Below are 21,041 nucleotides of genomic sequence, written 5' to 3'. Positions count from 1 at the left end.
TAGGATTTAACCTTGCTTGATGACTTTAGCGACAAGCCTGTGTAGCTCGTCGCTTTCTTCTGGTGTTAAAGCAGATAAAAATTCTTGATTACACTCATTTGCACGGCTTGTGCCTTCTACTTCTAAGCTTCTACCTTTTTCAGTGAGAAATATTTGAAAAGCGCGCCTGCTAGTTGGATGTGCTCTTCTTTCTACTAGCTCTAATTTTTCAAGAGAGTCTAATACGCGAGTGGTAGTGTAATGGGCTGTCTGGCATCTATGGGCCAGCTCTGTCTGAGTTAAACCTTCTTCTTCCCAAAGGGCAAATAAGGTAGGCCATAAACCAATATGAAGACCTATTTCTTTTAATCTGGTATCTAAACCGTTCGCCATTTGGCCGCCTAAAACAGCGATTAACCAACCAAAGCTAGTATGTCTAGGGAGTTTGGTTTTTGGTGCTTCTTTGCTCATTAATATGGTCTCAATTCATTTAAATGTATTTGGCCATTTAAATGTCTTTAATAGCTTAAAAAATACAGCGTAATAATTAAGCTAATCGTCACAAGCTGGCTTAACAATAATGTTAAGCCAGCTCGGAGATTGCTTTTTAAAAAAGGCTGTTTCTGATTACTGCTACTATACCCACTAATCATTGCCTTTACCAAAAAAATGCCTTTTGATCGGTAGATAATAATGGCAAGAATATGAATGAAAATAAGCACTAATAACAAGATAGCATTCAACTTATGCAGATTTTCTAGGGTATTTAGTTTGTCTATTCCCACCAGAAAAACACCATCGATGAAATCTGTTGTCATAAGTCCAGATGTAGTCTGAAACATTAGCAGTATCAGCATCACTATCACCATAATAGCGCCTGCAGGGTTATGACCAACATGCTCACTTTTGCCGCTACTTAGATACTTTATTATGGCTTGTGGTCCTGCTAAAAAGTGAGTGAAACGGGCTGTTTCACTGCCAATCACTCCCCATGAAATGCGCCAAAATAACAATGTCATTAAGAATAATCCAGCGCCAATATGAATGAGAGTAGACCCTTTCCCGCTAAAACCAGATAAGAGTAAAAGCACTACTAATATGGCTTGAACCCAATGATAAAGCCTAATTGCTAGATCCCATTTTTTAATCATGCCAACTCCAAAATATCTAAAAACCTTAATTTAGCGACAGTATAATGATAAAAAACAAAATATAGCAAATGCTATTGTTGCATTTGCAAATAAATTTTCTTCATGCTACCTTTTGATCAATCTCAGCAATAAATTGGATAAGTGAAAATGCAAAAGCAACTTCTAGCAGGACTCATTTTTGGTTTTCTTACCTGTGCCATTGGGGCAGAGGAAGCAAAGGTTGAACAAAGGCAAACCATTTTTAAAAAGGTTGAAAAAGGCACTGAATCGTTAGAGATATTAATCGATCATGGTGCAATGTCTGATGTGGTTGTTAAAGCGGATGCTTTATCGAAGCAGATTGCTCAACTGGTTAATTTGTTTCCAGAAGATACACGTGGAAAAGGAAGAAGTAGCAGCAAAATTTGGAAAAACTGGGATGACTTTAGCGCTCGTTTATCGCGTTTTGAAAGTGCATATGTACAAATGTCCAACGCGGCTTCTAATGAGGATTCAAAAAGAGTTAAGCAAGCTTTTAAACTCGCAGACTCTTCTTGTCGCTCCTGCCATATGAAATACCGATCACTTTGGTAATTCAGTTTTTGAAAATCAGTAATAGAGTAATGAATTAGCACACTATTAAGTGTCTGATTTAAATATTAATTAGGTTGAAATCCAATAGGATAAAAGCCATTTAGAGGTAATAGCGATGAAAAATTTAGTTCTATCTATGATGTTTCTTGTATCAAGTGTTTTCTCTACATTTGTAGTAGCAAGCGAAAATGTAGTCTTGATCAATTCTTTCAAAGTACCAGAGCACCAACTTGGAGAGACCATTAACATGTGGGAAAAGGCTCGAGATTATTTACAGCAACAGCCAGGCTATATTTCGACAGCATTACACCAATCCTTATCTTCAGATGCACAATATAGGCTGATTAATGTTGCCCAGTGGCGCACTGTCGAGGAATATACAAAAGCAACTCAATCGATGCGTGCGAATGCAGGCCTTCCTCGAATAGAAGGCGTAAAGCCATCTCCAGCTTTGTATCATGTGATTCGCAGAGATTAACCAAGATAAAATGGGGTTTCTCTAGTAAACACAAGCTTAGAAACAGAATAAAAGCCTGATAACCAAAAAAGGTTAATCAGGCTTTTATAGGGAACTTTTTTCAAAGAACCTTAGAAGATATTAAGCAATTTGGCTCATTTCGTTAAGAGTAAACTCAACAACAGCGCCTTCGGTAGCGACCATATAATCTTGTAAGTGTTGGTTGCCCATATGCGCTTGCCAAAGTTCGCGTGTTTCCCAGCTTTCATAAAACATAAAGTGAGCAGGGTTCTCGTTATCTTGGTGCAGGTCATAGTTAATGCAACCTTCTTCCGCACGAGTGGCGTCAATCAATTTTAAAAGCTCTGCTTTTACTAATTCAATTTTATCTTCATGTGCTTTGATATTGGCAACAATCGTTAGCTTAGCCATTTTTAATTCCTTTCAATTTAATTTTAAATAATTGTAAAACGTTTTGATCAAACAGGTTTAGAAGCCTTCCAGAACAATCTTGCCGATAGATTGGCCTGACTCAATTGCTTCATGAGCTGCTCTTAGGTTTGCTGCATTAATCGGGCTTAATTGCTTATTCACTGTGGTTTTAATAAATCCTTGATCTACAAGGTCTGCGACTTTATTAAGCAACAGGTTTTGCTTGTTCATGTCTTCTGTTTGGAACATAGAGTGGGTGTACATAAACTCCCAATGAAGTGACAAACTTTTGCGCTTCATCTTGGAAACATCAAGGATTGCTGGGTCATCAATGAGAGCAATTTTGCCAAAAGGTTTTAAAATTTCGGTATAGGTTTCAAAGTAGCTATCCGTGCTATTTAAACTAGCAACATGGGTAACAGGGCCAATTTCAAGATTATTAATTTGATCTGCTAGATCTTTCGTATGGTCAATCACATAATCAGCGCCTAACTCTTTCACCCAAGCTTTAGAGGATTCACGTGATGCGGTACCAATAATGGTTGCACCAGAAATTGCTTTAGCCAGTTGAATCAAGATAGAACCCACACCGCCTGCCGCTCCAACCACGAGAATAACTTCGTCAGATACTGTATTTGTGCCAGGTGCTTGGGTTTTGATTGCAAGGCGATCAAATAGTAATTCATAGGCTGTAATGGCGGTTAATGGTAAAGCGGCAGCTTCAGCATTATTCAAACTTTTCGGCTTATGGCCAACAATACGTTCATCAACAAGTTGGAATTCAGAATTACTACCAGAACGAGTGAGATCGCCGGCGTAAAACACTTTATCACCGGGTTTAAAAAGGCTAGTGGCTTCGCCTGTTGCAACCACTTCACCGACAGCATCCCAACCAATAATTTTATGCTCATCACCTTCTGGCGCAACATTCTGACGTATCTTGCAATCAACAGGGTTCACTGCAATTGCGTCAATTTTAACTAATAAATCATGACCTGTAGCCTTAGGTTGTGCTACTTCAATATCTACCAAAGAGTTCGCATCTGAAATAGGTAAAGACGCTTTATAACCGATCGCTTTCATTGTGTTTCTCCTTCGAATTTTGAGTTCGTTTACTGAACTGATGAGCACATGATAGGGATTGCATATTGATAGATAAACAGGATAATAATTGAATCTTTTTCTAATAATTTTGGATAATATGCTTTTAGAAGATTTACATGTGGTCCTGAAAGTGGCGGAATTTCGTAGTATAACCGCAGCGGCAACCAGCCTAGATATGCGCACAGGCACAGCAAGTGCGGCATTAAAACGAGTAGAGGCTGAGCTCGGTGTGTCTTTGTTTGTGAGAACAACAAGGCAGCTTAGAATCTCAAGTGCGGGTGAAAAGTATATTCCCCAATGTCAGCAGGCTTTACAGATATTGTCCCAAGCTAAGCAAAATATGAAAGATGGCCAAGATATAGTTGAAGGCGAGCTAAGGCTTGCTGTCTCATCGGATTTAGGTCGTAACCTTGTGATTCCTTGGCTTGATGAATTTATGGATGATTACCCAGATTTAAGCTTGAGAACAAATATTAGCGACTCTAATATCGATTTCTACCGAGACTCTGTTGATATTGCTTTGCGTTATGGCTTTCCTGATGATTCTAACCTTTACGGCTTTAAAATTTGCAATGTGCCAAGGCTAACCTGTGCAACTCATGAATATCTCACTCAACACGGCACACCCAAACATCCCCATGAGCTCTCTGAACATAATAGTTTGCATTACCAGTTACAGGATGTAGTTTATGATGTCTGGAATTTTAGGCATGAAAATAACGACATTAAAATGAAGGTTAAAGGTAACCGTATCTCTAACGATGGTGACCTTGTAAGGCGTTGGTGTGTGGCAAGTAAGGGTATAGCGGTTAAATCTAGTTTAGATATGGCGGCAGATTTATTAGCGCAAAGAGTGGTGAATATCATGCCTGAGTATCATCCGACGCCAACAGAGCTTTGGCTCATTTGCCCAAGCAAGCAATCTATTTCACCCGCAGTCCGGTTACTAAGAGACAGGCTAAGAGAAAAGAGTCGTGACTTATTAAGCCAGTTAGTGGAAAAAAAGATTCTTGATGAGAGCGTGCTTAGCTAATTTTTAGTTTGATTTTTAGCTAAGCACGGCTAACTCTTGTCTTGGGCTATTGCCAAACTTACGAGAGTATTCTCGACTAAATTGAGTTGGGCTCTCATAACCAACTTCAAATGCCGCACTAGAGACAGAGGCTTGTTCCTCTCTAATCAAACGTTGTGCTTCTATTAGCCTTAATTCTTTTTGATACTGTAAAGGGGTTGATTTAGTGATTTGCTTAAAGTGCTCGTAAAACGAAGAAGTGCTCATTCCCACCTTTTTAGCCAACTCTGGGACAGATAAGGTAACTTTAAAATTGGTGCGGATTTCCTCAATAGCTTGAGTGACTTTGCTTACGTGGCTGTCTTGCCCTGCCAGGTGTCGTAACATATTGCCATTGGATGACTTTAATAATAAAAAGTGAATTTCTTTTAAAATTAATGGCCCCATCACCTTCATTTCTAAAGGTTTACCTTCTAAGGCCAAATAGCGGCCCATGGCATCAATTAGTTCATTGGTGGATTGCGCTGTACTTAAAGGCTTGAACTCTTTATCGAGAATCTCAGGTTCGCCCATTTCACGCTGCAAGCTGCGAAGTATGCCCAAATCTAAACAGATGGCGAGGCCAATATAAGGAGCTTCCTCGCTCGCTTCAACAATACGAGAAAAGGCGGGTACGCTATGGCTAGCAATTAATGACATGCCAGCCCGATAAGATATTTTCTCATCCCCAACAATAGCTTCCTTACTCCCTTGCAGAATGATGCAGGCAATAGGGTGATAAAAGCAGGCATTTAATTGAGTTGGCTTTTTCGACTGATGCACAAAGAAATCAGGGATAGGTGATAGCAGCTCATCGTTACCCATTGACTGAGATTCCATGTAATTCGTCGCTAATGCTAACAGCTCGGTTAATGTCATTTTGGGCCTGTTTCATCTGTGTTAGGAAATAAAAAGTATATTGAAATTTTTGCCATAAAGCACACTGGACACAATCTCTCTGGAGAATTAGGCAGGTGTTTTAGAGTATTTGATAAGTTCTCTTCAGCTAAAGCCTCTAGTATGAACTAAGTTGTAATGGCGCTCTTTATAAGGGACGAGCATTTCACATAACAGACACTTATTAAACATCACCAAAATAAAGAACGGGCAGGTTTGGGTGGTATTTGGTTAAACAGGCATGGGAGACGGTATGTTATACAAATTAAAAGTTAACGGAAAAGCACAAGAAGTCGAAGCAGAACCAGGGACACCTTTGTTATGGGTTATTCGTGATGAGCTAGATCTAACGGGTACAAAATTCGGTTGTGGTGTGGCTGCATGTGGCGCCTGTACTGTGCACTTCCAAGGTGCGCCAATTCGCTCTTGTTCTTTCCCGATTGATGCAGTTGGCGAAAATGAAATCACCACAATCGAAGGCCTAGAAGATAAAACCGCCAAAGTAGTACAGGCCGCATGGAATGAAAAAGACGTTGTGCAATGTGGTTACTGCCAATCTGGTCAAATCATGTCTGCTGTGGGTTTACTAAAACAAAACCCATCACCATCAGATGCCGAAATAGAAGCTGCAATGCAAGGTAATGTGTGCCGTTGTGCCACCTATGTGCGTATTAAAGACGCGATTAAAACCGCAGCTAAAAACTTGGAGGCATAAGATGAGTCAGACTATTTCAAGACGAGGTTTCTTAAAGTCAGCAGCAGCGGGTTCTGCTGTGATGATGGTAGGCTTAAATGCTGGTGGACTGCTGGCCGTAGGTTCAAGTGATATTGTGGTAAACCCTTTTGTTAGTATCAATCAAGATGGCGAAGTCACGGTTGTTATCAAACATTTTGAAATGGGCCAAGGAACAACAACAGGCCTAACGACTTTGGTAGCAGAAGAATTAGATGCCGATTGGCAAAAAATGAAAATAGACTTCGCACCAGCTGACGGCATTCGTTACAAAAACCTTTTCTTTGGTGCTCAGTTAACTGGGGGCTCTACTGCCATTGCGAACTCTTACATGCAATATCGTGAAGCCGGTGCCATGGCAAGAGATCTATTAGTGAGATCTGCAAGTACCGCATGGGGTGTTAGCCCAAATCAAATTCAAATCCGTAATGGTGTGATCAGTGCTGGCAATAAAACGGCTCACTTTGGCGAGTTTATAAAAGAAGCTATGGCGCTTAAGCTAAATGATAAACCTGTTACTAAAACGCCTGATCAGTTTAACCTGATAGGTAAGCTCAAACTGCCACGTAAGGATTCTCAAGCAAAAACCACTGGCCAAGCTATGTTTGCCATGGACGTGAAACTACCTGGCATGCTGTATGTAGCGATTCATCGTTCACCTAAATTCGGTGGCAAGGTAAGTTCATTTAATCTAGATGACGCTAAAAAAATAGGTGGTTTTGTCGATGCTAAAGTACTTGCTAACAAAGCAGGTGTAGCTGTTTATGCGAAAAACACTTGGGCGGCTTTCAAAGCAAGAGATGCATTGAAAGTAAGCTGGGACTTCTCTGGTGCAGAAACCCGTGGCACAGAAGAAATGCGCGCTGAGTATAAAAAACTTGTCGACGAACCCGCCATGTTTAATGGTTTACCGACAACGAAAGAAGCTGCCAATACAGCCATGCAAGATGCCGAGCATTTGGTTGAAGCGGATTTCCAATTTCCTTTCTTATCCCATGCCCCAATGGAGCCTTTAAACTGTGTCATTGAAAAAACAGCTAATGGAGTGAGATTCCATGATGGTTGCCAAGGCCCAAGTTTAGTACAAGGTGTAGTTGCTTATGTCTTAGGATTAGAGCAGTCACAAGTTGAGGTGAAAACCTTCTACGCGGGTGGTTCATTTGGTCGTCGTGCCAATGTAAATTCGGATTACCATGTAGAAGCTGCATTGGCATTCCAAGCTTATGGTGGACAAACGCCGGTTAAACTTGTTTGGAGCCGTGAAGACGATATCCGTGGTGGTTATTACCGTCCTATGTCTATGCACAGAGCGAAAATTGGTCTGGATGCAAACGGTCAGCTACTAGGCTGGGACCACCACGTTGCTGCTCAACCTATTATGAAGGGCACACCGTTTGAAGCCATGGTGGTTCATAACGGTATCGACCATACCAGTGTCGAAGGTCTATCAGACACCTTATACCAAGTGCCTAACATGTCTATGGGTGTAAGTGACTTTAAGTCTGTGATTCCTGTGCTTTGGTGGCGTTCAGTTGGCCATTCTCATACGGCGTTTGTCATGGAAAGCTTGATAGATATGGCAGCAGCAAAAGCTAAGCGTGACCCTGTTGAGCTTAGATTAAGTTTGCTTGATCAGGCAGACGCAAAAGGTCAACGAATGGCGAACACCATTAAAACAGCTCGCGACATGGCGAATTGGAAAGAGGGCGATAAACGCGGTTTTGCATCCCACTTCTCCTTTAATACCTATGTTGCGGTAGTGGCTGATGTCAGTGTAAAAGCCAAGCAAGTTCATGTTGATAAGCTTTACATCGCCGTTGATTGTGGTGTTGCCATTAACCCAGATGTCATTAAGGCTCAAATGGAAGGGGGCGCAGGCTTTGCGCTAGGTGCCATTGCTCGTAATGAGGTAACACTGGATAAAGGCGAAGTAATTGAAGCTAACTTCCCACAATATCAACCGACCCGCTTTGGCGATATGCCAGAGATAGAGGTTGAGATTGTTCGCTCGAACGAAGCACCAACGGGTGTAGGAGAACCTGCCGTTCCACCAACAGGACCAGCGATTGCTAACGCAATTTATGCTGTCACGGGTGTGCGAATTACGGATCTTCCTATGACAAAAGCAGGTTTCACATTTAGCTGAGGTACCTTCCTATGAGCAACCAACTGACTGCCATGCTACAAGCATGGCAAAAAGGCCAAGATGAGGCTGATTGGGTGCTGGGGACGGTTTATAAGACACAAGGTTCCTGCTATCGAAAAGCAGGGGCCTTGACTCTTATAAACAGTCGAGGAGAGCAATACGGTTTGTTAAGCGGTGGCTGCTTAGAGGCCGATATTGTTCGCAATGCCAGAAAAGTACTGCAATGGGGTAAACCCTTATTACTCAGCTATGATGCAACCGATGAAGACGATTGGTCTTATCAGTTAGGCATAGGCTGTGGCGGTAAGGTGTATATCATGCTGCAAGCTATCACCAAGGAAAATGACCTAGGTCTAAGTGCTATGTTAACGGCGTTAGAGAATCGTCAGCCAGGCTTGTATCATCAAAAAATTAATGCGAATCAGGCTTATTTTGAACCGCTGGCTGACAAGCCTTTTCAAAAGGTGGTTATTCAACACAGCAGTGACGAAAGCTGCAATGCCGAAAAACCTATTGAAGAAAGCTGGTTAGTGCAGCCAGTTGTGCCAGAGCCACATTTAGTTATTGTAGGTGGTGGTGTGGATGCTAAACCTTTGGTGAATATGGCCAAAGAAATGGGCTGGAAAATCACACTTGCGGATCCAAGAGCCAGTCATGCCAGAGCAAAGAACTTCCCTAATGCTGATGTGATATTGGACGATGTGGGTGAGCCTTTGTCTGAGTATCTGCTTAATCAAGGTGTGGATGCCATGGTGATCATGTCTCACAGTATGGAGATTGACGCTAAAGCATTAAAAAGTGCACAGGTTAAAGTAATTGATTATGTAGCCATGTTAGGTCCTAAGCATAGGTTTCAAGAGGTACTGGGTATCGCGAAACTCAAACCCTCTCAGCTTGTATCAAAAGTCGCTTCGCCAGCAGGGTTTGATATTGGCGGACAGTTGCCTGAGAGTATTGCCCTGTCTATTCTGGCCCAGTGTCATAGCGTGCTGCATCATAGCAATGTGTCCCAAGGTGAGCAGAATGAAGAGACGAGGATAGCCAGCTAATGAAAATAGCTTACGTGCTATTAGCGGCTGGCAATGCGAGTCGCTTTGGCAGCTGTAAACAGTTGGCAGAAGTGCATGATAAGGCCATGATACTTCATAGCCTTGAGACCTTAACTGCTTTAGCTGAGCAGACTCAAAACCAGCCGACTCAATCCCAGCCGAATAGAATCAAGCCCTTTGTTGTATTAGGTGCCTATTATGAGCAGATCAAACCAATCATAATGGATAAGGCCGAGGTGATTTATAATCCAGATTGGTCGCTCGGCTTGGGTGCGTCTATCGCCAAAGCAAGTGAGGTTATTCAAGGATTAGGCGATTATGATGCGGTGCTTTTTACCTTGTCTGATCAAGTAAAGGTCAACCTTGATGACCTTGAAAACCTCATCAAAGGTTACGATGGACAGACAATTCGAACCGCTTATTATGCCAATAAACCCGGTGTGCCTGCGATTTTTCCAGCCAGCCAATTTACTGAGTTAAAAGGTCTTAAAGGCAAACAAGGGGCAAAACCCATCTTGATGGCAGCGAAAGATAACCTAAGTCTGCAAGTGATGGACAACGCACTATTTGATATCGATTACCCAGAAGATCTCGAACAATACCTGTCTACTATCAAAGCTTAAGGCGTCACTAAAATACAACTTAGAGTGTCGCTCAAGCTTTTAATAAACCGTCACCCTGTGTAGTTTTCTCGGCTCATCACCATAATCAATCACAGCATAATGTTGCGTGCTACGATTATCCCAAATAGCGAGAGTATTTGGCTGCCATTTAAAACGCACCTGATACTCAGGCTGTCTTGCTAAAGCGAAGAGCCGATCAAGCAGTGCTCGGCTTTCGGTGTCGTTCAAGCTAATGACAAAGCGGGTGAACTGCTCGTTGATAAAGAGAATTTCTTCGTCTGTTTCAGGCAGTTTAGTGACCATAGGGTGCTCAACAGGTGGATTCGCCGCCGCTGTTTTAATCACATCTTTATGCCAGTCGGCATTTACCTCGTCTGTTTTTATGTTTTCAAATGCATGCAGTGAGTGCATCGTCTTAAGCTGGCGAGCGCTGTTTTTATCCTCTTCAGACAACGCATTAAACACGGCTCTCATAGAGCACCAAAGAGTATCGCCACCCACTTCTGGTAAATGCTGGGCATGTAGTAGCGAGGCTTTAGATGGTCTTGTTTGCCAAGTTAAATCCGTATGCCAAAAACTTTCTAGAGGTGCTTTGCCTCTCACGGTTTCTATAACACTCACTTGCGGTGCCTCTTTTATATTCGGGAAGAAAGGATGAACTGGTGCAAGTTCACCAAAACGGCTGGCGATTTTGAGATGCTCTTCAGGCGTCATTTTCTGATCTGGCAAGAAAATAACCCCGTTTTGATACCAAGCTTGATAAACCGACTCGAACTCAGCGTAACTGCATTTTGTGAGGTTAACCCCATGAATCATGGCGCCAAAATGCGGTGTTAATCGTTCGATATGCATCTGGTGTTTTCCCTTGTATCGATAATGCTTTATTAGAAAATTCTATATTAAAGTGTTGAGGCACTTTTTACTTTTTGCTTTTTACTTTTTAAGAGCCACTTTCTAAGAGACTGTTTTAAAGATAAAGTTCACTCTCTAAAACGAGGCATCTTATTAATGTCTCAAGTTTACCTATTACTGCTTTAGCAAAAGAGAAGAGACTATGATCACTGCCGCAATTTTTGATATGGATGGTTTATTGTTTGATTCAGAGCCCCTTTGGCAAGAAGCAGAGTATCAGGTGTTTAGTCGCCTTGGGGTTAGAGTAACACCAGAGTTAAGCGCCATCACAGCGGCAATGACAACCAAAGAAGTTACAGAATTTTGGTATCAGCAACACCCTTGGCAAGGTGATTCTTTAGCGTCTGTCGAGCAAGCGGTAATTGATCAAGTCGAATTGCTTATCAAACAAAAAGGTGAAGCCAAACCCGGTGTAAAAGAGATTCTTAATTTCTGTAAAGAACAAGGCTTAAAGATAGGCTTGGCAACTAATTCACCCTATCAATTAATCCCAGTGATTTTAGATGCCATAGAGGTGAGACATTACTTTGATGTGATTACTTCGTCTGATCAAGTAGAGAAGGGGAAGCCCGCACCCGATGTTTACCTTAAAACCGCGCAAAGGCTCAATGTTGAGCCAGAGCAATGCATGGTATTTGAAGATTCCCCATCTGGGCTAGCGGCTGGCGTTGCAGCGGATATGAAGGTAATCGTTGTGCCCCAGAAGGAACACTATGACAATCCTAAGTTCGAATTGTCACAGTTTAAACTGGCTAGCCTGCTCGACTTTACGACGCTTCACCTTGCGGCTCTTGCTTAGGCCAGTATTTGTGTTTGATAACGTCGTAGGCCCAGTTATAGGCGATGGCATAAATGATGAAGAAAACTACTGCGCCAATATCAAGCATAAACACAGTCCAAAAGCTCATTTTTGTGACCCACATAATCACAGGGAAAGAGGCTAAAATCATACCTCCTTCAAAGCCTAAACCATGACCCAAGCGTAATTTAAAACTTCTTTCTAGCCTATCGCCCGGGAAAAAGCGGTCAAAGATCACGTTATAAATATAGTTCCAAGCCATTGCGATCACAGAAAGGGCAATGGCAAGCCCAGTCATTGCTGAGGTTTCTTGACCTGGGAGCAAAGAGGCGAGGCTAATTAATAAAATGAGCGCCAGCGCTTCAAAAAGCAATGCATGGAAAATACGTTCTTTAGTTTTCATTTCAAACTCCTAATAGAAAATCTCAGCTTGTTAATGAGTATTCTATTATTTATATTGATTAAACCAAGTTAATAACTATCACTTTTAATGATATGAATAATCTCGATCAGCTACGCATGTTTCTCGAAACAGTAGAGCAAGGCTCTTTTTCTGCCTGTGCGAAAAAGTTAGGAAAAGTGCAATCTGCGGTAAGCCAAGGTATTGCTAATCTAGAGATAGATTTAGATGTGCAGCTCTTTGATCGATCCACAAGAAAGCCAAGCCTCACACCAGAAGGAGAAAGGCTAAAACCCTATGCAGAGGCTATCTTGCATCAGGTCAATGAGTTTCAAGCCGTGGTGGATTCCATCAATAAAGAGGAGGAGGCGCTAGTCCGTATCACCTTTGATAACGCCTTATTGATGCCTGCTCTTACTAAAATTTTGGCCGAGTTTGATCAGAAGTTTCCAAATACCTCCTTAGAAGTAAATACAACTTCGAGTCTACAAGTTGCGAATGAAGTGCGTTTAGGTCGTGCTGATATTGGTATTATGTTGGCCAATCCAAGTTTTAATAAGCTGGTGGATTTGTGCTTTATCGGCCATTTGCCTTTTTATGCTGTGTGCCATGCAGAATACCCACTTGCCTGCATGGCTAAAATCAATGTGGGAGATCTAACGGCTCATAAACAAATCGCGTTAAAAGAGGATAGGGTTGAAACCAACCAAAGTACGCCACTTTTATCAGCAAATTTATGGTGGGCGAATGACTTTCTTAATATTAAAGCCATGATAATACAGGGTTTAGGTTGGTCTTATTTGCCAGCTCACCTTGTGAAGCAAGAGATAGAGGCTGGTAAGCTTTGTAAATTAGATTTAACTTTCGACCATAAAATCTGGAGTCCACCAATTGATATGGTGACAGAAAAAAACCACTCAAGAGGCCCTGCTCAAGAGTGGTTGTTTGAAGCCCTAAAAGGCCTTTTCGACTAGTTTTTAGTTATGTTTTTAGCCATGTTTTAGTTATGTTTTTAGCCATATTTATAGTTGATCTAGCTATAAAACAGCAACAAACTGATAAGCCACAAACCAAAGTAGCAGTGCCATTACACGATTTATCCAAGCCATAACTCTGGGGTTTAACGCAAAGGTTTTAAGTTTGTGTCCTGCCAATAAATATAGGCTAGGCGCGCCACAAGCCATCATGCCCAAAATAAAAGACCATACTGCAACCTGGTTGCCTTCGATCGCAGCGCGTGGGAACTGAATCGATACAATAGGAATGATGGCAACCAAGGCTTTTGGGTTACAGATTTGCAGCACAAAGCCTGTTTTGAAGAAGAGCTGAGTATTATTTGTTTGCAGGGACTGGCTAGCAAAGCTCGACTTCATAATCTTAAACCCCAAGTAACTTATATAGAGAGCGCCTAAGATGGCGATTCCAGCTTGATAATGTGGCGGTATGATATTGCTACCCAAATAACCGACCAGCAAAAATAAGATGAGCATGGCAAAGCCAACCCCAACGCAAAACAGCAAGGCTTGTTTGCCTTGGTTATTAACCCCAGCAAACAGAGCAAGCATGTTCATAGGCCCTGGACTGTACATGATGCCAAAGGCAAAGATAAGAATTTCGAGCATAGTGATCCCTCAAACTGAATTTGATGATTAAAAATTAAAAGGTGGATAAGGAGGTTGTTTAGCTACTTACTTTCGAAAATCATTTCTCTTGAAGCTATTTGCTTTGTAACTATTTCTCTTGAAGCTATTTGCCTTGTAAAAAGTCCCTTTGGAACTGATAAGGTGTTTTGCCATAAGTGGGTTTAAAGCGCCGATTAAAATGGCTTAAATCATTAAAGCCATAATCGAACACAATATCCGCCAAAGGTGAGCCAGCTTCTAACGCATCTTTCGCACGGTTGATACGATAGTTAAGCCAATATTGGTGGGGCGTCATGCCAAAATAGTCTTTAAAGCGACGCAGAAAGTGAAACTTGGACATATGCACCTCAGCACTTAACGCATCAAGAGAAACTTCTTGGTTAAGGTGAGCGTGCAAGTATTCTCTGGCTCTTTCTAATGCGGAATCTTTGCGACGATAAATTTGCCCTTGGTGTATGCCTTCTTGTCTTGCCAGTAAAACAGCAAACTCATAAAGAGCGGAAGAATAGGCCATCGCAGGGGTATCTGGGTTTTCGACGAGAGCAAACAAACGCAAGATATGCTGTTGCATAGCTGGATTGTCTTGTACTGTTTCTTTAATGCGAAAGCTTTCTGGTTTTTGAATGCCAGCTTGCTTTAGCATAGGGCTAAGCTGATCTGGGTGAACATAAAGCATCTTATAACGCAGAGTATCACTGGTGCCCACATGGCCATCGTGAGCATCACCTGGATTAATTGCCATCACGTTACCAGCATGGCTTTTGTGATGCTTTCCTAGAGAAAAGAAATCCTGCCTTCCAGCCAAAGTAATACCAAAAGAGAACTCTTCATGGGCATGTTTGCAAAAAGTGAAGTCTCGCATAGAGGCTTCCAATAAAATGATGTCATTGTGACTTTCACTTTTAGCAAACTGAAAATGGTTTTCTACTGACATGGTCTCACCTAAGAAGTAACGCAACTCAATTTAATTCAATAAGAGTGATTAGAGTATACAAGCTTCTTAGGTAAGACTTGGATAAAATTGCTTTATCTTCCTTTCTTTAGTAATTGAGGCCTGCTTTTACTGCTTGGCTATTTATTTTTATCTTTAACTCTTGGCTTTTTAATTTCTGGTAAGCACTAAAAAGTTGCAGCCAAATCGGGCCGGGGTTTTCTGAACCTATGTTTTTACCTTCAATGGTGACAATCGGCTTTAGCTCCTCATAAGAGTTAGTTAGCCAAACCTCGTCAGCATCCAATAGCATTGCTTTACTTGGTGCAATTTCTTCAAGCTCAAAACCTGCTTCATGAATTAGCTTAATCACCAAGTCACGAGTAACGCCCGCTAAAATGTTATTAAGTGGTGGCGTATAAATAACGTTATCTTTCGCCATGAAGAGGTTGCTGCTGGGCGCTTCTACGACTAATCCATCCCTAACTAACAAGGCTTCATCATTCTCATGACCTTGCTGATAAAGTTGCTGATAAGCCAAAATGTTGCCCATTAAGCTGGTGGATTTAATATCACACTTCTGCCATCTCAAGTCCTCATGGAAATGGCCGTGACAACCTTGATAGTCAAGACCAAAAGCCGCTTCAACAGGCTGAGAATACATCAAAATAGTGGGTTCAGCTGTCACAGGGAAACGATGCTTTCGTGTTGCTTCTACACCGCGCGTAATTTGCACATAAATAAAAGCAAAAGCAGGTTTTTGAGCTAACAAAGCATGGCTAATACTGATCAGATCATCAATCGAGTAGGGCAGGCTAAGGCCAATGCTCGCCAAGCTATTCATTAATCTTTGGTAGTGTTCTACCTCGCCTAAAAGTGTGCCATGAAAAGCAGGAATCACCTCATAAACACTGTCGCCAAATAGGAAACCTCTATCCATGGGGGAAATGCTAACCTGACTCAGAGTCATGAAGTCGCCATTGTAAAATGCAGGTAATGACTTATCATCTAACATGATTTTTCTCCTAATTTGTCCTCAATATAGGGAATATATTGAATAATGATGAAATATATTGAGAGGTTAGAGACTTAGCATGTCATCAACAAACGAGTTCTGGTTCTTATAGTATGACTGAAATTCATGGTAATAAGCGTTACCCAAGGCTGCCTGCACAGCAATCTATCCGCGTATTCGAAGCCGCAGCTAGGCATTTAAACTTCACCAAAGCAGGTGACGAACTTGCACTCACTCAAAGTGGCGTGAGTAAACAAATTAAAGGGTTAGAAGCTTTTTTAGGCTCAGCACTTTTTGTAAGAGAAGGGCATCAACTTGCGCTCACAGAATCAGGCACAATACTGCAACAAAGGGCCAGCCAAGCTCTCGATTTATTGCAACTTGCAGTGGATGAAATACAAGGCAGCCAGCCTCTATTAAGGTTACAGGTGCCGCCTACTTTTGCGGCGAGATGGCTTATCCCTAAAATGGGCGAACTTAAGCAGTCCAAGCCTGAGTTAGATTTGCATATTGAAACCACCTGGATGAGGAAGATCACAGATACCGTCAACCTAAAAGGGGATGAGCTCGCTTTACATGCTTGTCTAGATTACACAGACAAAGACGCCTCAATAGTAAAACTAAGGCAAGAGTGGCTTTGCATATTAGCGTCACCCGCTTACCTTGAGAAAAGTGAGCCAATAAATTCAGCTAAGGATCTTATCGGGCAAACCCTGATACACACTCGCTTAGATGGACATATACACTGGCAAGCTTGGAATGAGTTGCTAGGAGGGCCAGCCCTCGAAAGAAAAGGGCAAAAAGGAAAAGGGCAAGAAAATGAAGCGTTTGATGTTAGCCAAGGTTATGAGTTTGAAACGCTAGATATGGCCCTGTCAGCTGCAGAAAATGGCATAGGGTTAGTGGTGTGTGATGTGTTTTATGCGATCAAAGCTTTAGCCGAAAAACGCCTAGTGATCCCTTTTAATATGCCGATTTTATTAGGACTGGACTATCTTTTAATCTCTAAGCAGCCCAGCAAAGGGGCCATGGCGAAATACCAAGATTGGTTAGTACAGCAAGTTCAAGAAGATGAAACGCAATTAGTGCAAGTATTAAGCGAATTAGGCATTGATGCTAACCAGAGAATCGAGGCCTTTTCTAAATAGAAGAGAAGCCTTTATTAAAGAGAAGATTTTTCTAAAGAGAAACTTTTTCTAAAGAGAAACTTTTTCTAAAGAGAAGTTTAAAAAAGTGTCCAAAACTCACGAGCTCACACGTTTATAGAGTATCAGAGGTAATTAAGCCCTGATCTAAGGTCAAACTTTTGGAGCAACTATGTCAGATAAAACAATGTCAAATAAAGTAGCGTCAGATAAAACAATGTCAGATAAAAAAACGTCTAACAAAACCTATATGTGCATTTTACGCAGTGAATCAGAGCAAGGCTGTGATAGCTCATCCTCACCCTCTCCTTCCGAAATGGAAGCTATGTATGCCAAGTACCAAGCATGGCAAGAAAAGTTCGCAGATAATATTAAAGACATGGGCGGTAAATTGAGCGGCAGTGCCAGTGTTGTACGCCAATCTGGTGTTGATGATGGTCCTTTTATCGAGCTCAAAGAAATCGTCGGCGGTTATATGATGATTAGTGCAGCAGACATGGAAGAGGCCGTAGCGGTTATTAATCAAAGCCCTAGGATAGAAAGCCCTAACGTGAGTATCGAAATCAGAGAAATCTGGACGCCAGAATAGTCCCATGAATTCAAATGGTACTAACTATCAACAAGAGAAGCAGCACCAAGTTGATCATCTTTTTCGACATCATTATGGTCAACTTGTCGCAAGCTTAAGTAAGCGGGTAGGCATAGAGCATCTCAGCCTAGTGGAAGATGCTGTGCAAGAAGCCATGCTGACTGCCTTAGATGCTTGGCCTGTGAGTGGCAAACCAAAGCAGCCAAGTGCATGGCTTTACCAAGTAGCTTATCGCACGCTGATGTCTGAGTTTCGCACTGATAAACGCAAACAAACCTTGCTCATTCAGCAGGCGTTAATTCAAGCGGATGAACAAGAAAGTAAACAAGAAATGGGCTTGCAAATTCCCTTATCTAAAGAGATGAGTGACGATATGCTGTCCCTTTTGTTTATCTGTTGTGATTCCTCCTTACCAGCGCAATCACAGTTAGTTTTTACCCTTTAAAGCGTGTGCGGCTTTAGTACTAACGAGATAGCTAAACGCCTTTTCATCTCAGAAGCCAATGTTTATAAACGCTTTAATCGAGCTAAGTCGTCTCTACAAACGAGTGAGTTAGATATTGCTAATTTCAGTTTAGGTGAGCTTAATACTCGCTTTTCAAATGTACTGAATGTTATTTATCTTATTTTTACCGAAGGGTATTTATCATCTCATCCAGATAAGGCCATTCGGCTAGATCTGTGCCAAGAGGCGATTCATCTTGCCAGTGTTTTGTCGGAACATCCTAGTGGTAATAAACCCGAAACCTTTGCCTTATTGGCCTTAATGTTCTTTCACCTCGCAAGAATGAATAGCCGCCAAGAGGGCAGTGGTGAACTGATATTGTTCTCGGATCAAGACAGATCACTCTGGCATGATAAATACATTAAAATCGGCATGAGCTACCTTCTTGACTCAGCAAAAGGTGAGCATTTATCTCGATATCATCTAGAGGCCAGTATTGCCGCAGAGCATTGTTTAGCCCCTAGCTTTGAACAGACCAATTGGCAAAGCATCTTATCGGCATACGATAAACTACAACAGATTAGCCCTTCGGCATTATTAGGTTTAAACCGTGCCATAGTAGTATCTCATCTAGATGGCCCAGAAGCGGCTCTCACTTTTTTAGCTAGCCTCACACCACCCAATTGGCTTGCATGCTCTTACCACTGGTATGCAGTCAAAGCGGATTTACTTTTTCAGATCGGGAAGTCTCAAGTTGCAAACCTTGAAATGCAAAAAGCAATCAATGCTGCTCCAACAGAACATATTAATGCGCTCCTTAGAAAGCGTTTTAATCGCTATTTAGTCTAGTTTTTTACTTAAGAGTGTTAATTAATTTCACTATTATCTTATTGTTTTAATTGTACTAATTTAGTCCTAAATCACTCATTTGTTAGACTTCTCAAAAATTGAGACAAACCTTTTGATCTCTCTCCCCGTTTCATGCAGTATCCCGTACGATTTTATGGAACTTGAATATAAGGATGATTATTCATGAAACGGATTTTGTTGAGTTGCCTACTAACGGCGGGTGTTTCTATATCGGCAATGGCCTATGACGAGTCTCAGGAGTTCAGAATTCAATCTGAGCAATACGAGTCAGTGATGACCCTGTCTGACATGATGGACATATTCAAAGTGCAATCCTTTACCGTCTACGATGTGTCTTATCATGAAGATAAAACATATGAAGGCATTTCACTAAAAGCCATGCTAGAACATAATAACTATTCATTAGACGACATAGCAGAAATTACCGTTGTTTGTGCCGATGGATACAAGGCGGTACTGGATGGCGACATTCTGCGTAAATACCCAGATGCCCTGATCAGCTATCGTCAGTTGGATCAAAACGGTAAAGGCATTGCCGGTGATTTTGAGCCAATGCGAGAGGGCAAGAAAATTGCTGATCCTTCGCCTTTTTATATGGTGTGGCCTCAAAAAGAAACATTCGGCATTTTCCCTTGGCCTCATCAAGTGGTTGCTTTAGAAATATCTGCCAAAGATAGTTATCAGGTGATTAAGCCAGAGCAATCTGCATCCGCTTCTGTTCACGAAGGTTACAAGTTGTTTAAAGGCGCTTGTTTGGCCTGTCACTCAGTCAATTTAGTGGGTGGCGTGATTGGACCAGAGTTGAACATTCCGCAAAATATTACCGAATATCGCACGAAAGAGTATATGAAGCAGTTTATCCGTAACCCAGATAGCTTTAGAGCCAGAAGCAGAATGACAGGGCTGCCTGATTTATCCGATGAGGATATAGACAACGCTATTGATTACCTTGTGTATATGAAGGAACACAAGAATACGAACAAGCTCTAAACAGCAGAAAAGTAATCGACACGTCATTGGCTTAATCATCTAGCCTCAACTGCAGGTATTAAAACGCTAATTACTAAGCGTTTTAATACCTGCTAAATCAGTAAACTTTTAGCTTTATCTAGCTCCCATTCTTGCTCTAAAATGCCTGCTCTTGCAGATCATACTCATTATGATCAATAAGCATATCAACCCGAACCCAATTACAAGGAAGTGAGTAAATGGAATGGTTTACCGAGATAGATCTATACTGCGAACGAGTCGGAACGGCATTTTGGGCCGAACCAATCAATGCAATATCTAACCTAAGTTTTGTGATTGCTGCACTTTGGGCTGCATCAAGTGCTCGAAAAAGAGGGCCGTTTGATATCAGCACAAAGGTATTATGTCTACTCGGAGCTTGTATTGGTTTAGGCTCTTTCCTATTTCATACCACAGCTAATCTTTGGTCATCCTTTGCGGATGTTATCCCTATTTGGAGCTTTGTCGCTCTTTATATACTGGTGGTGTTTTTGAAACTTACGGGCCGCCAAGGCTTAACTGCCACTCGTTTGTTAATGTTTTTACCACTTCTCTTCATCAGCCTAGGTTGGATCTTTATCTCAGGCAGTGCTACTCAAGTGAGCGCCTCAACAGATGCCTTAAATGGATCGGGCCAGTATACGCCTGCTCTTATAGGACTTTGGGTTTTTGCCCTAATCAGCTTAATAAAAAAGCGTCCTGTATGGCCTTGGGTAATGAGTGCTGCAGCTGTCTTTAGCTTATCCCTTGTCGCAAGAACCTATGACCTCGCTTTGTGCTCCAGATTTGCTTTAGGTAGTCACTTTCTCTGGCATTTATTGAATGGCCTAATGATTGGATTCTTGTTGCAGGCTTTGATACGTATTGAACCCGCTAGCAGTCTAAAAGAAAGCAGAGTTTAGCCGTTCTGGGCTATGACATATTTGCAATGAAAGATTAGCGATAATGTTATAAATTGTATGTTTTTTGCTTGATCATAGCGAAATAAATTGAAATGTGAAGGGAAATGAGTAGGATTCTAGTAATTTATATATGAGATAGACTGTTAGTGGTTTTTGACCATTTATCAATAAATGAGATTTTAAATTT

Annotated in this window: 25 protein-coding genes; 15 read left to right on the top strand and 10 right to left on the bottom strand. The window is 41.6% G+C overall.

Annotation, left to right across the window (positions count from 1 at the left end; genetic code table 11):
- Nucleotides 1–6: 6 nt before the first annotated feature.
- Nucleotides 7–450 (bottom strand): MarR family winged helix-turn-helix transcriptional regulator, encoded by a 444-nt coding sequence (locus tag OA91_RS19845; RefSeq protein WP_063337672.1) that lies wholly within the window; start codon nucleotides 448–450, stop codon nucleotides 7–9.
- A gap of 47 nt (nucleotides 451–497) precedes the next feature.
- Nucleotides 498–1,130 (bottom strand): cytochrome b/b6 domain-containing protein, encoded by a 633-nt coding sequence (locus OA91_RS19840; protein ID WP_197477854.1) that lies wholly within the window; start codon nucleotides 1,128–1,130, stop codon nucleotides 498–500.
- 147 nt (nucleotides 1,131–1,277) lie between these two features.
- On the opposite strand from OA91_RS19840, the gene OA91_RS19835 reads away from it, so the two are divergent.
- Both OA91_RS19835 and OA91_RS19830 read left to right on the top strand, forming a co-directional pair.
- Complete coding sequence (locus OA91_RS19835; protein ID WP_063337671.1) at nucleotides 1,278–1,703, top strand: c-type cytochrome; 426 nt, start codon at nucleotides 1,278–1,280, stop codon at nucleotides 1,701–1,703.
- 115 nt (nucleotides 1,704–1,818) lie between these two features.
- Nucleotides 1,819–2,181: an antibiotic biosynthesis monooxygenase family protein gene (locus tag OA91_RS19830; protein ID WP_063337670.1), complete on the top strand. Its 363-nt coding sequence runs from the start codon at nucleotides 1,819–1,821 to the stop codon at nucleotides 2,179–2,181.
- A 120-nt stretch (nucleotides 2,182–2,301) separates the two neighbouring features.
- Here OA91_RS19830 and OA91_RS19825 read toward each other — a convergent pair whose 3' ends face one another.
- Both OA91_RS19825 and OA91_RS19820 read right to left on the bottom strand, forming a co-directional pair.
- Nucleotides 2,302–2,592 (bottom strand): putative quinol monooxygenase, encoded by a 291-nt coding sequence (locus OA91_RS19825; RefSeq protein WP_063337669.1) that lies wholly within the window; start codon nucleotides 2,590–2,592, stop codon nucleotides 2,302–2,304.
- 57 nt (nucleotides 2,593–2,649) lie between these two features.
- Entirely contained in the window at nucleotides 2,650–3,675 is a 1,026-nt protein-coding gene (locus OA91_RS19820; RefSeq protein ID WP_063337668.1) for a zinc-binding alcohol dehydrogenase family protein, read from the bottom strand.
- Between the two features lie 118 nt (nucleotides 3,676–3,793).
- Here OA91_RS19820 and OA91_RS19815 point away from each other — a divergent pair, with 118 nt between their 5' ends.
- Nucleotides 3,794–4,729 (top strand): LysR family transcriptional regulator, encoded by a 936-nt coding sequence (locus OA91_RS19815; protein ID WP_063337667.1) that lies wholly within the window; start codon nucleotides 3,794–3,796, stop codon nucleotides 4,727–4,729.
- A gap of 15 nt (nucleotides 4,730–4,744) precedes the next feature.
- Here OA91_RS19815 and OA91_RS19810 read toward each other — a convergent pair whose 3' ends face one another.
- Entirely contained in the window at nucleotides 4,745–5,626 is an 882-nt protein-coding gene (locus OA91_RS19810; RefSeq protein ID WP_063337666.1) for an AraC family transcriptional regulator, read from the bottom strand.
- Nucleotides 5,627–5,897: 271 nt separating this feature from the next.
- Here OA91_RS19810 and OA91_RS19805 point away from each other — a divergent pair, with 271 nt between their 5' ends.
- The 4 genes from OA91_RS19805 to OA91_RS19790 are packed head-to-tail and all read left to right on the top strand — an operon-like array spanning nucleotide 5,898 to nucleotide 10,195.
- Complete coding sequence (locus OA91_RS19805) at nucleotides 5,898–6,359, top strand: (2Fe-2S)-binding protein (protein WP_063337665.1); 462 nt, start codon at nucleotides 5,898–5,900, stop codon at nucleotides 6,357–6,359.
- A gap of 1 nt (nucleotide 6,360) precedes the next feature.
- Nucleotides 6,361–8,523: a xanthine dehydrogenase family protein molybdopterin-binding subunit gene (locus OA91_RS19800; RefSeq protein WP_063337664.1), complete on the top strand. Its 2,163-nt coding sequence runs from the start codon at nucleotides 6,361–6,363 to the stop codon at nucleotides 8,521–8,523.
- A gap of 11 nt (nucleotides 8,524–8,534) precedes the next feature.
- Nucleotides 8,535–9,572, top strand: a complete 1,038-nt coding sequence (locus OA91_RS19795) for an XdhC family protein (RefSeq protein WP_063337663.1) — start codon at nucleotides 8,535–8,537, stop codon at nucleotides 9,570–9,572.
- Nucleotides 9,572–10,195, top strand: a complete 624-nt coding sequence (locus OA91_RS19790) for a nucleotidyltransferase family protein (protein ID WP_063337662.1) — start codon at nucleotides 9,572–9,574, stop codon at nucleotides 10,193–10,195. The genes OA91_RS19795 and OA91_RS19790 overlap by 1 nt, the downstream gene beginning before the upstream one ends.
- Nucleotides 10,196–10,234: 39 nt before the next feature.
- Here the strand turns inward: OA91_RS19790 and OA91_RS19785 are convergent, their stop codons facing one another.
- A complete protein-coding gene (locus OA91_RS19785; RefSeq protein WP_063337661.1) occupies nucleotides 10,235–11,047 on the bottom strand; it encodes a TauD/TfdA dioxygenase family protein in 813 nt (270 codons plus the stop codon).
- Nucleotides 11,048–11,249: 202 nt separating this feature from the next.
- Between OA91_RS19785 and hxpB the strand changes: the two genes are divergently transcribed.
- Nucleotides 11,250–11,906 carry a hexitol phosphatase HxpB gene (hxpB, locus tag OA91_RS19780; RefSeq protein WP_063337660.1) on the top strand — a complete coding sequence of 219 codons (657 nt, stop codon included), beginning with the start codon at nucleotides 11,250–11,252 and terminating at the stop codon, nucleotides 11,904–11,906.
- Here the strand turns inward: hxpB and OA91_RS19775 are convergent.
- A complete protein-coding gene (locus OA91_RS19775) occupies nucleotides 11,875–12,309 on the bottom strand; it encodes a PACE efflux transporter (RefSeq protein WP_063337659.1) in 435 nt (144 codons plus the stop codon). The two genes, hxpB and OA91_RS19775, sit on opposite strands and share 32 nt — an antisense overlap.
- 92 nt (nucleotides 12,310–12,401) lie before the next feature.
- Between OA91_RS19775 and OA91_RS19770 the strand changes: the two genes are divergently transcribed.
- The gene (locus tag OA91_RS19770; protein WP_063337658.1) at nucleotides 12,402–13,280 is read left to right on the top strand and encodes a LysR family transcriptional regulator; all 879 of its coding nucleotides are present in this window, start codon (nucleotides 12,402–12,404) and stop codon (nucleotides 13,278–13,280) included.
- Between the two features lie 63 nt (nucleotides 13,281–13,343).
- Here OA91_RS19770 and OA91_RS19765 read toward each other — a convergent pair whose 3' ends face one another.
- The 3 genes from OA91_RS19765 to OA91_RS19755 form a co-directional block, all read right to left on the bottom strand.
- Nucleotides 13,344–13,928 (bottom strand): LysE family translocator, encoded by a 585-nt coding sequence (locus OA91_RS19765; protein WP_063337657.1) that lies wholly within the window; start codon nucleotides 13,926–13,928, stop codon nucleotides 13,344–13,346.
- Nucleotides 13,929–14,052: 124 nt separating this feature from the next.
- A complete protein-coding gene (locus tag OA91_RS19760) occupies nucleotides 14,053–14,883 on the bottom strand; it encodes an AraC family transcriptional regulator (RefSeq protein ID WP_063337656.1) in 831 nt (276 codons plus the stop codon).
- A gap of 106 nt (nucleotides 14,884–14,989) precedes the next feature.
- Nucleotides 14,990–15,895 carry an aminotransferase class IV gene (locus OA91_RS19755; RefSeq protein ID WP_063337655.1) on the bottom strand — a complete coding sequence of 302 codons (906 nt, stop codon included), beginning with the start codon at nucleotides 15,893–15,895 and terminating at the stop codon, nucleotides 14,990–14,992.
- Nucleotides 15,896–16,008: 113 nt separating this feature from the next.
- On the opposite strand from OA91_RS19755, the gene OA91_RS19750 reads away from it, so the two are divergent.
- From OA91_RS19750 to OA91_RS19730, 6 genes are all read left to right on the top strand, one after another.
- On the top strand, nucleotides 16,009–17,043 hold the full coding sequence (locus OA91_RS19750) for a LysR substrate-binding domain-containing protein (protein ID WP_063337654.1): 1,035 nt from the start codon (nucleotides 16,009–16,011) through the stop codon (nucleotides 17,041–17,043).
- A 169-nt stretch (nucleotides 17,044–17,212) separates the two neighbouring features.
- Nucleotides 17,213–17,629 carry a YciI family protein gene (locus OA91_RS19745; RefSeq protein ID WP_082828041.1) on the top strand — a complete coding sequence of 139 codons (417 nt, stop codon included), beginning with the start codon at nucleotides 17,213–17,215 and terminating at the stop codon, nucleotides 17,627–17,629.
- Nucleotides 17,630–17,633: 4 nt separating this feature from the next.
- Complete coding sequence (locus OA91_RS24100; RefSeq protein WP_082828040.1) at nucleotides 17,634–18,074, top strand: sigma factor; 441 nt, start codon at nucleotides 17,634–17,636, stop codon at nucleotides 18,072–18,074.
- A gap of 3 nt (nucleotides 18,075–18,077) precedes the next feature.
- Nucleotides 18,078–18,923, top strand: coding sequence for an RNA polymerase sigma factor (locus tag OA91_RS19740; protein WP_082828039.1), 846 nt, complete (start codon nucleotides 18,078–18,080; stop codon nucleotides 18,921–18,923).
- 183 nt (nucleotides 18,924–19,106) lie between these two features.
- Complete coding sequence (locus OA91_RS19735) at nucleotides 19,107–19,934, top strand: c-type cytochrome (RefSeq protein WP_063337653.1); 828 nt, start codon at nucleotides 19,107–19,109, stop codon at nucleotides 19,932–19,934.
- Nucleotides 19,935–20,152: 218 nt separating this feature from the next.
- A complete protein-coding gene (locus tag OA91_RS19730) occupies nucleotides 20,153–20,854 on the top strand; it encodes a ceramidase domain-containing protein (RefSeq protein ID WP_063337652.1) in 702 nt (233 codons plus the stop codon).
- The last annotated feature ends 187 nt before the right edge of the window (nucleotides 20,855–21,041 follow it).

The organism is Marinomonas sp. SBI8L, assembly GCF_001624705.1.
GTDB lineage: Bacteria > Pseudomonadota > Gammaproteobacteria > Pseudomonadales > Marinomonadaceae > Marinomonas.
The sequence above is the reverse complement of the archived record's forward strand: the minus strand, read 5'-3'. Positions and strand labels throughout refer to the sequence as shown.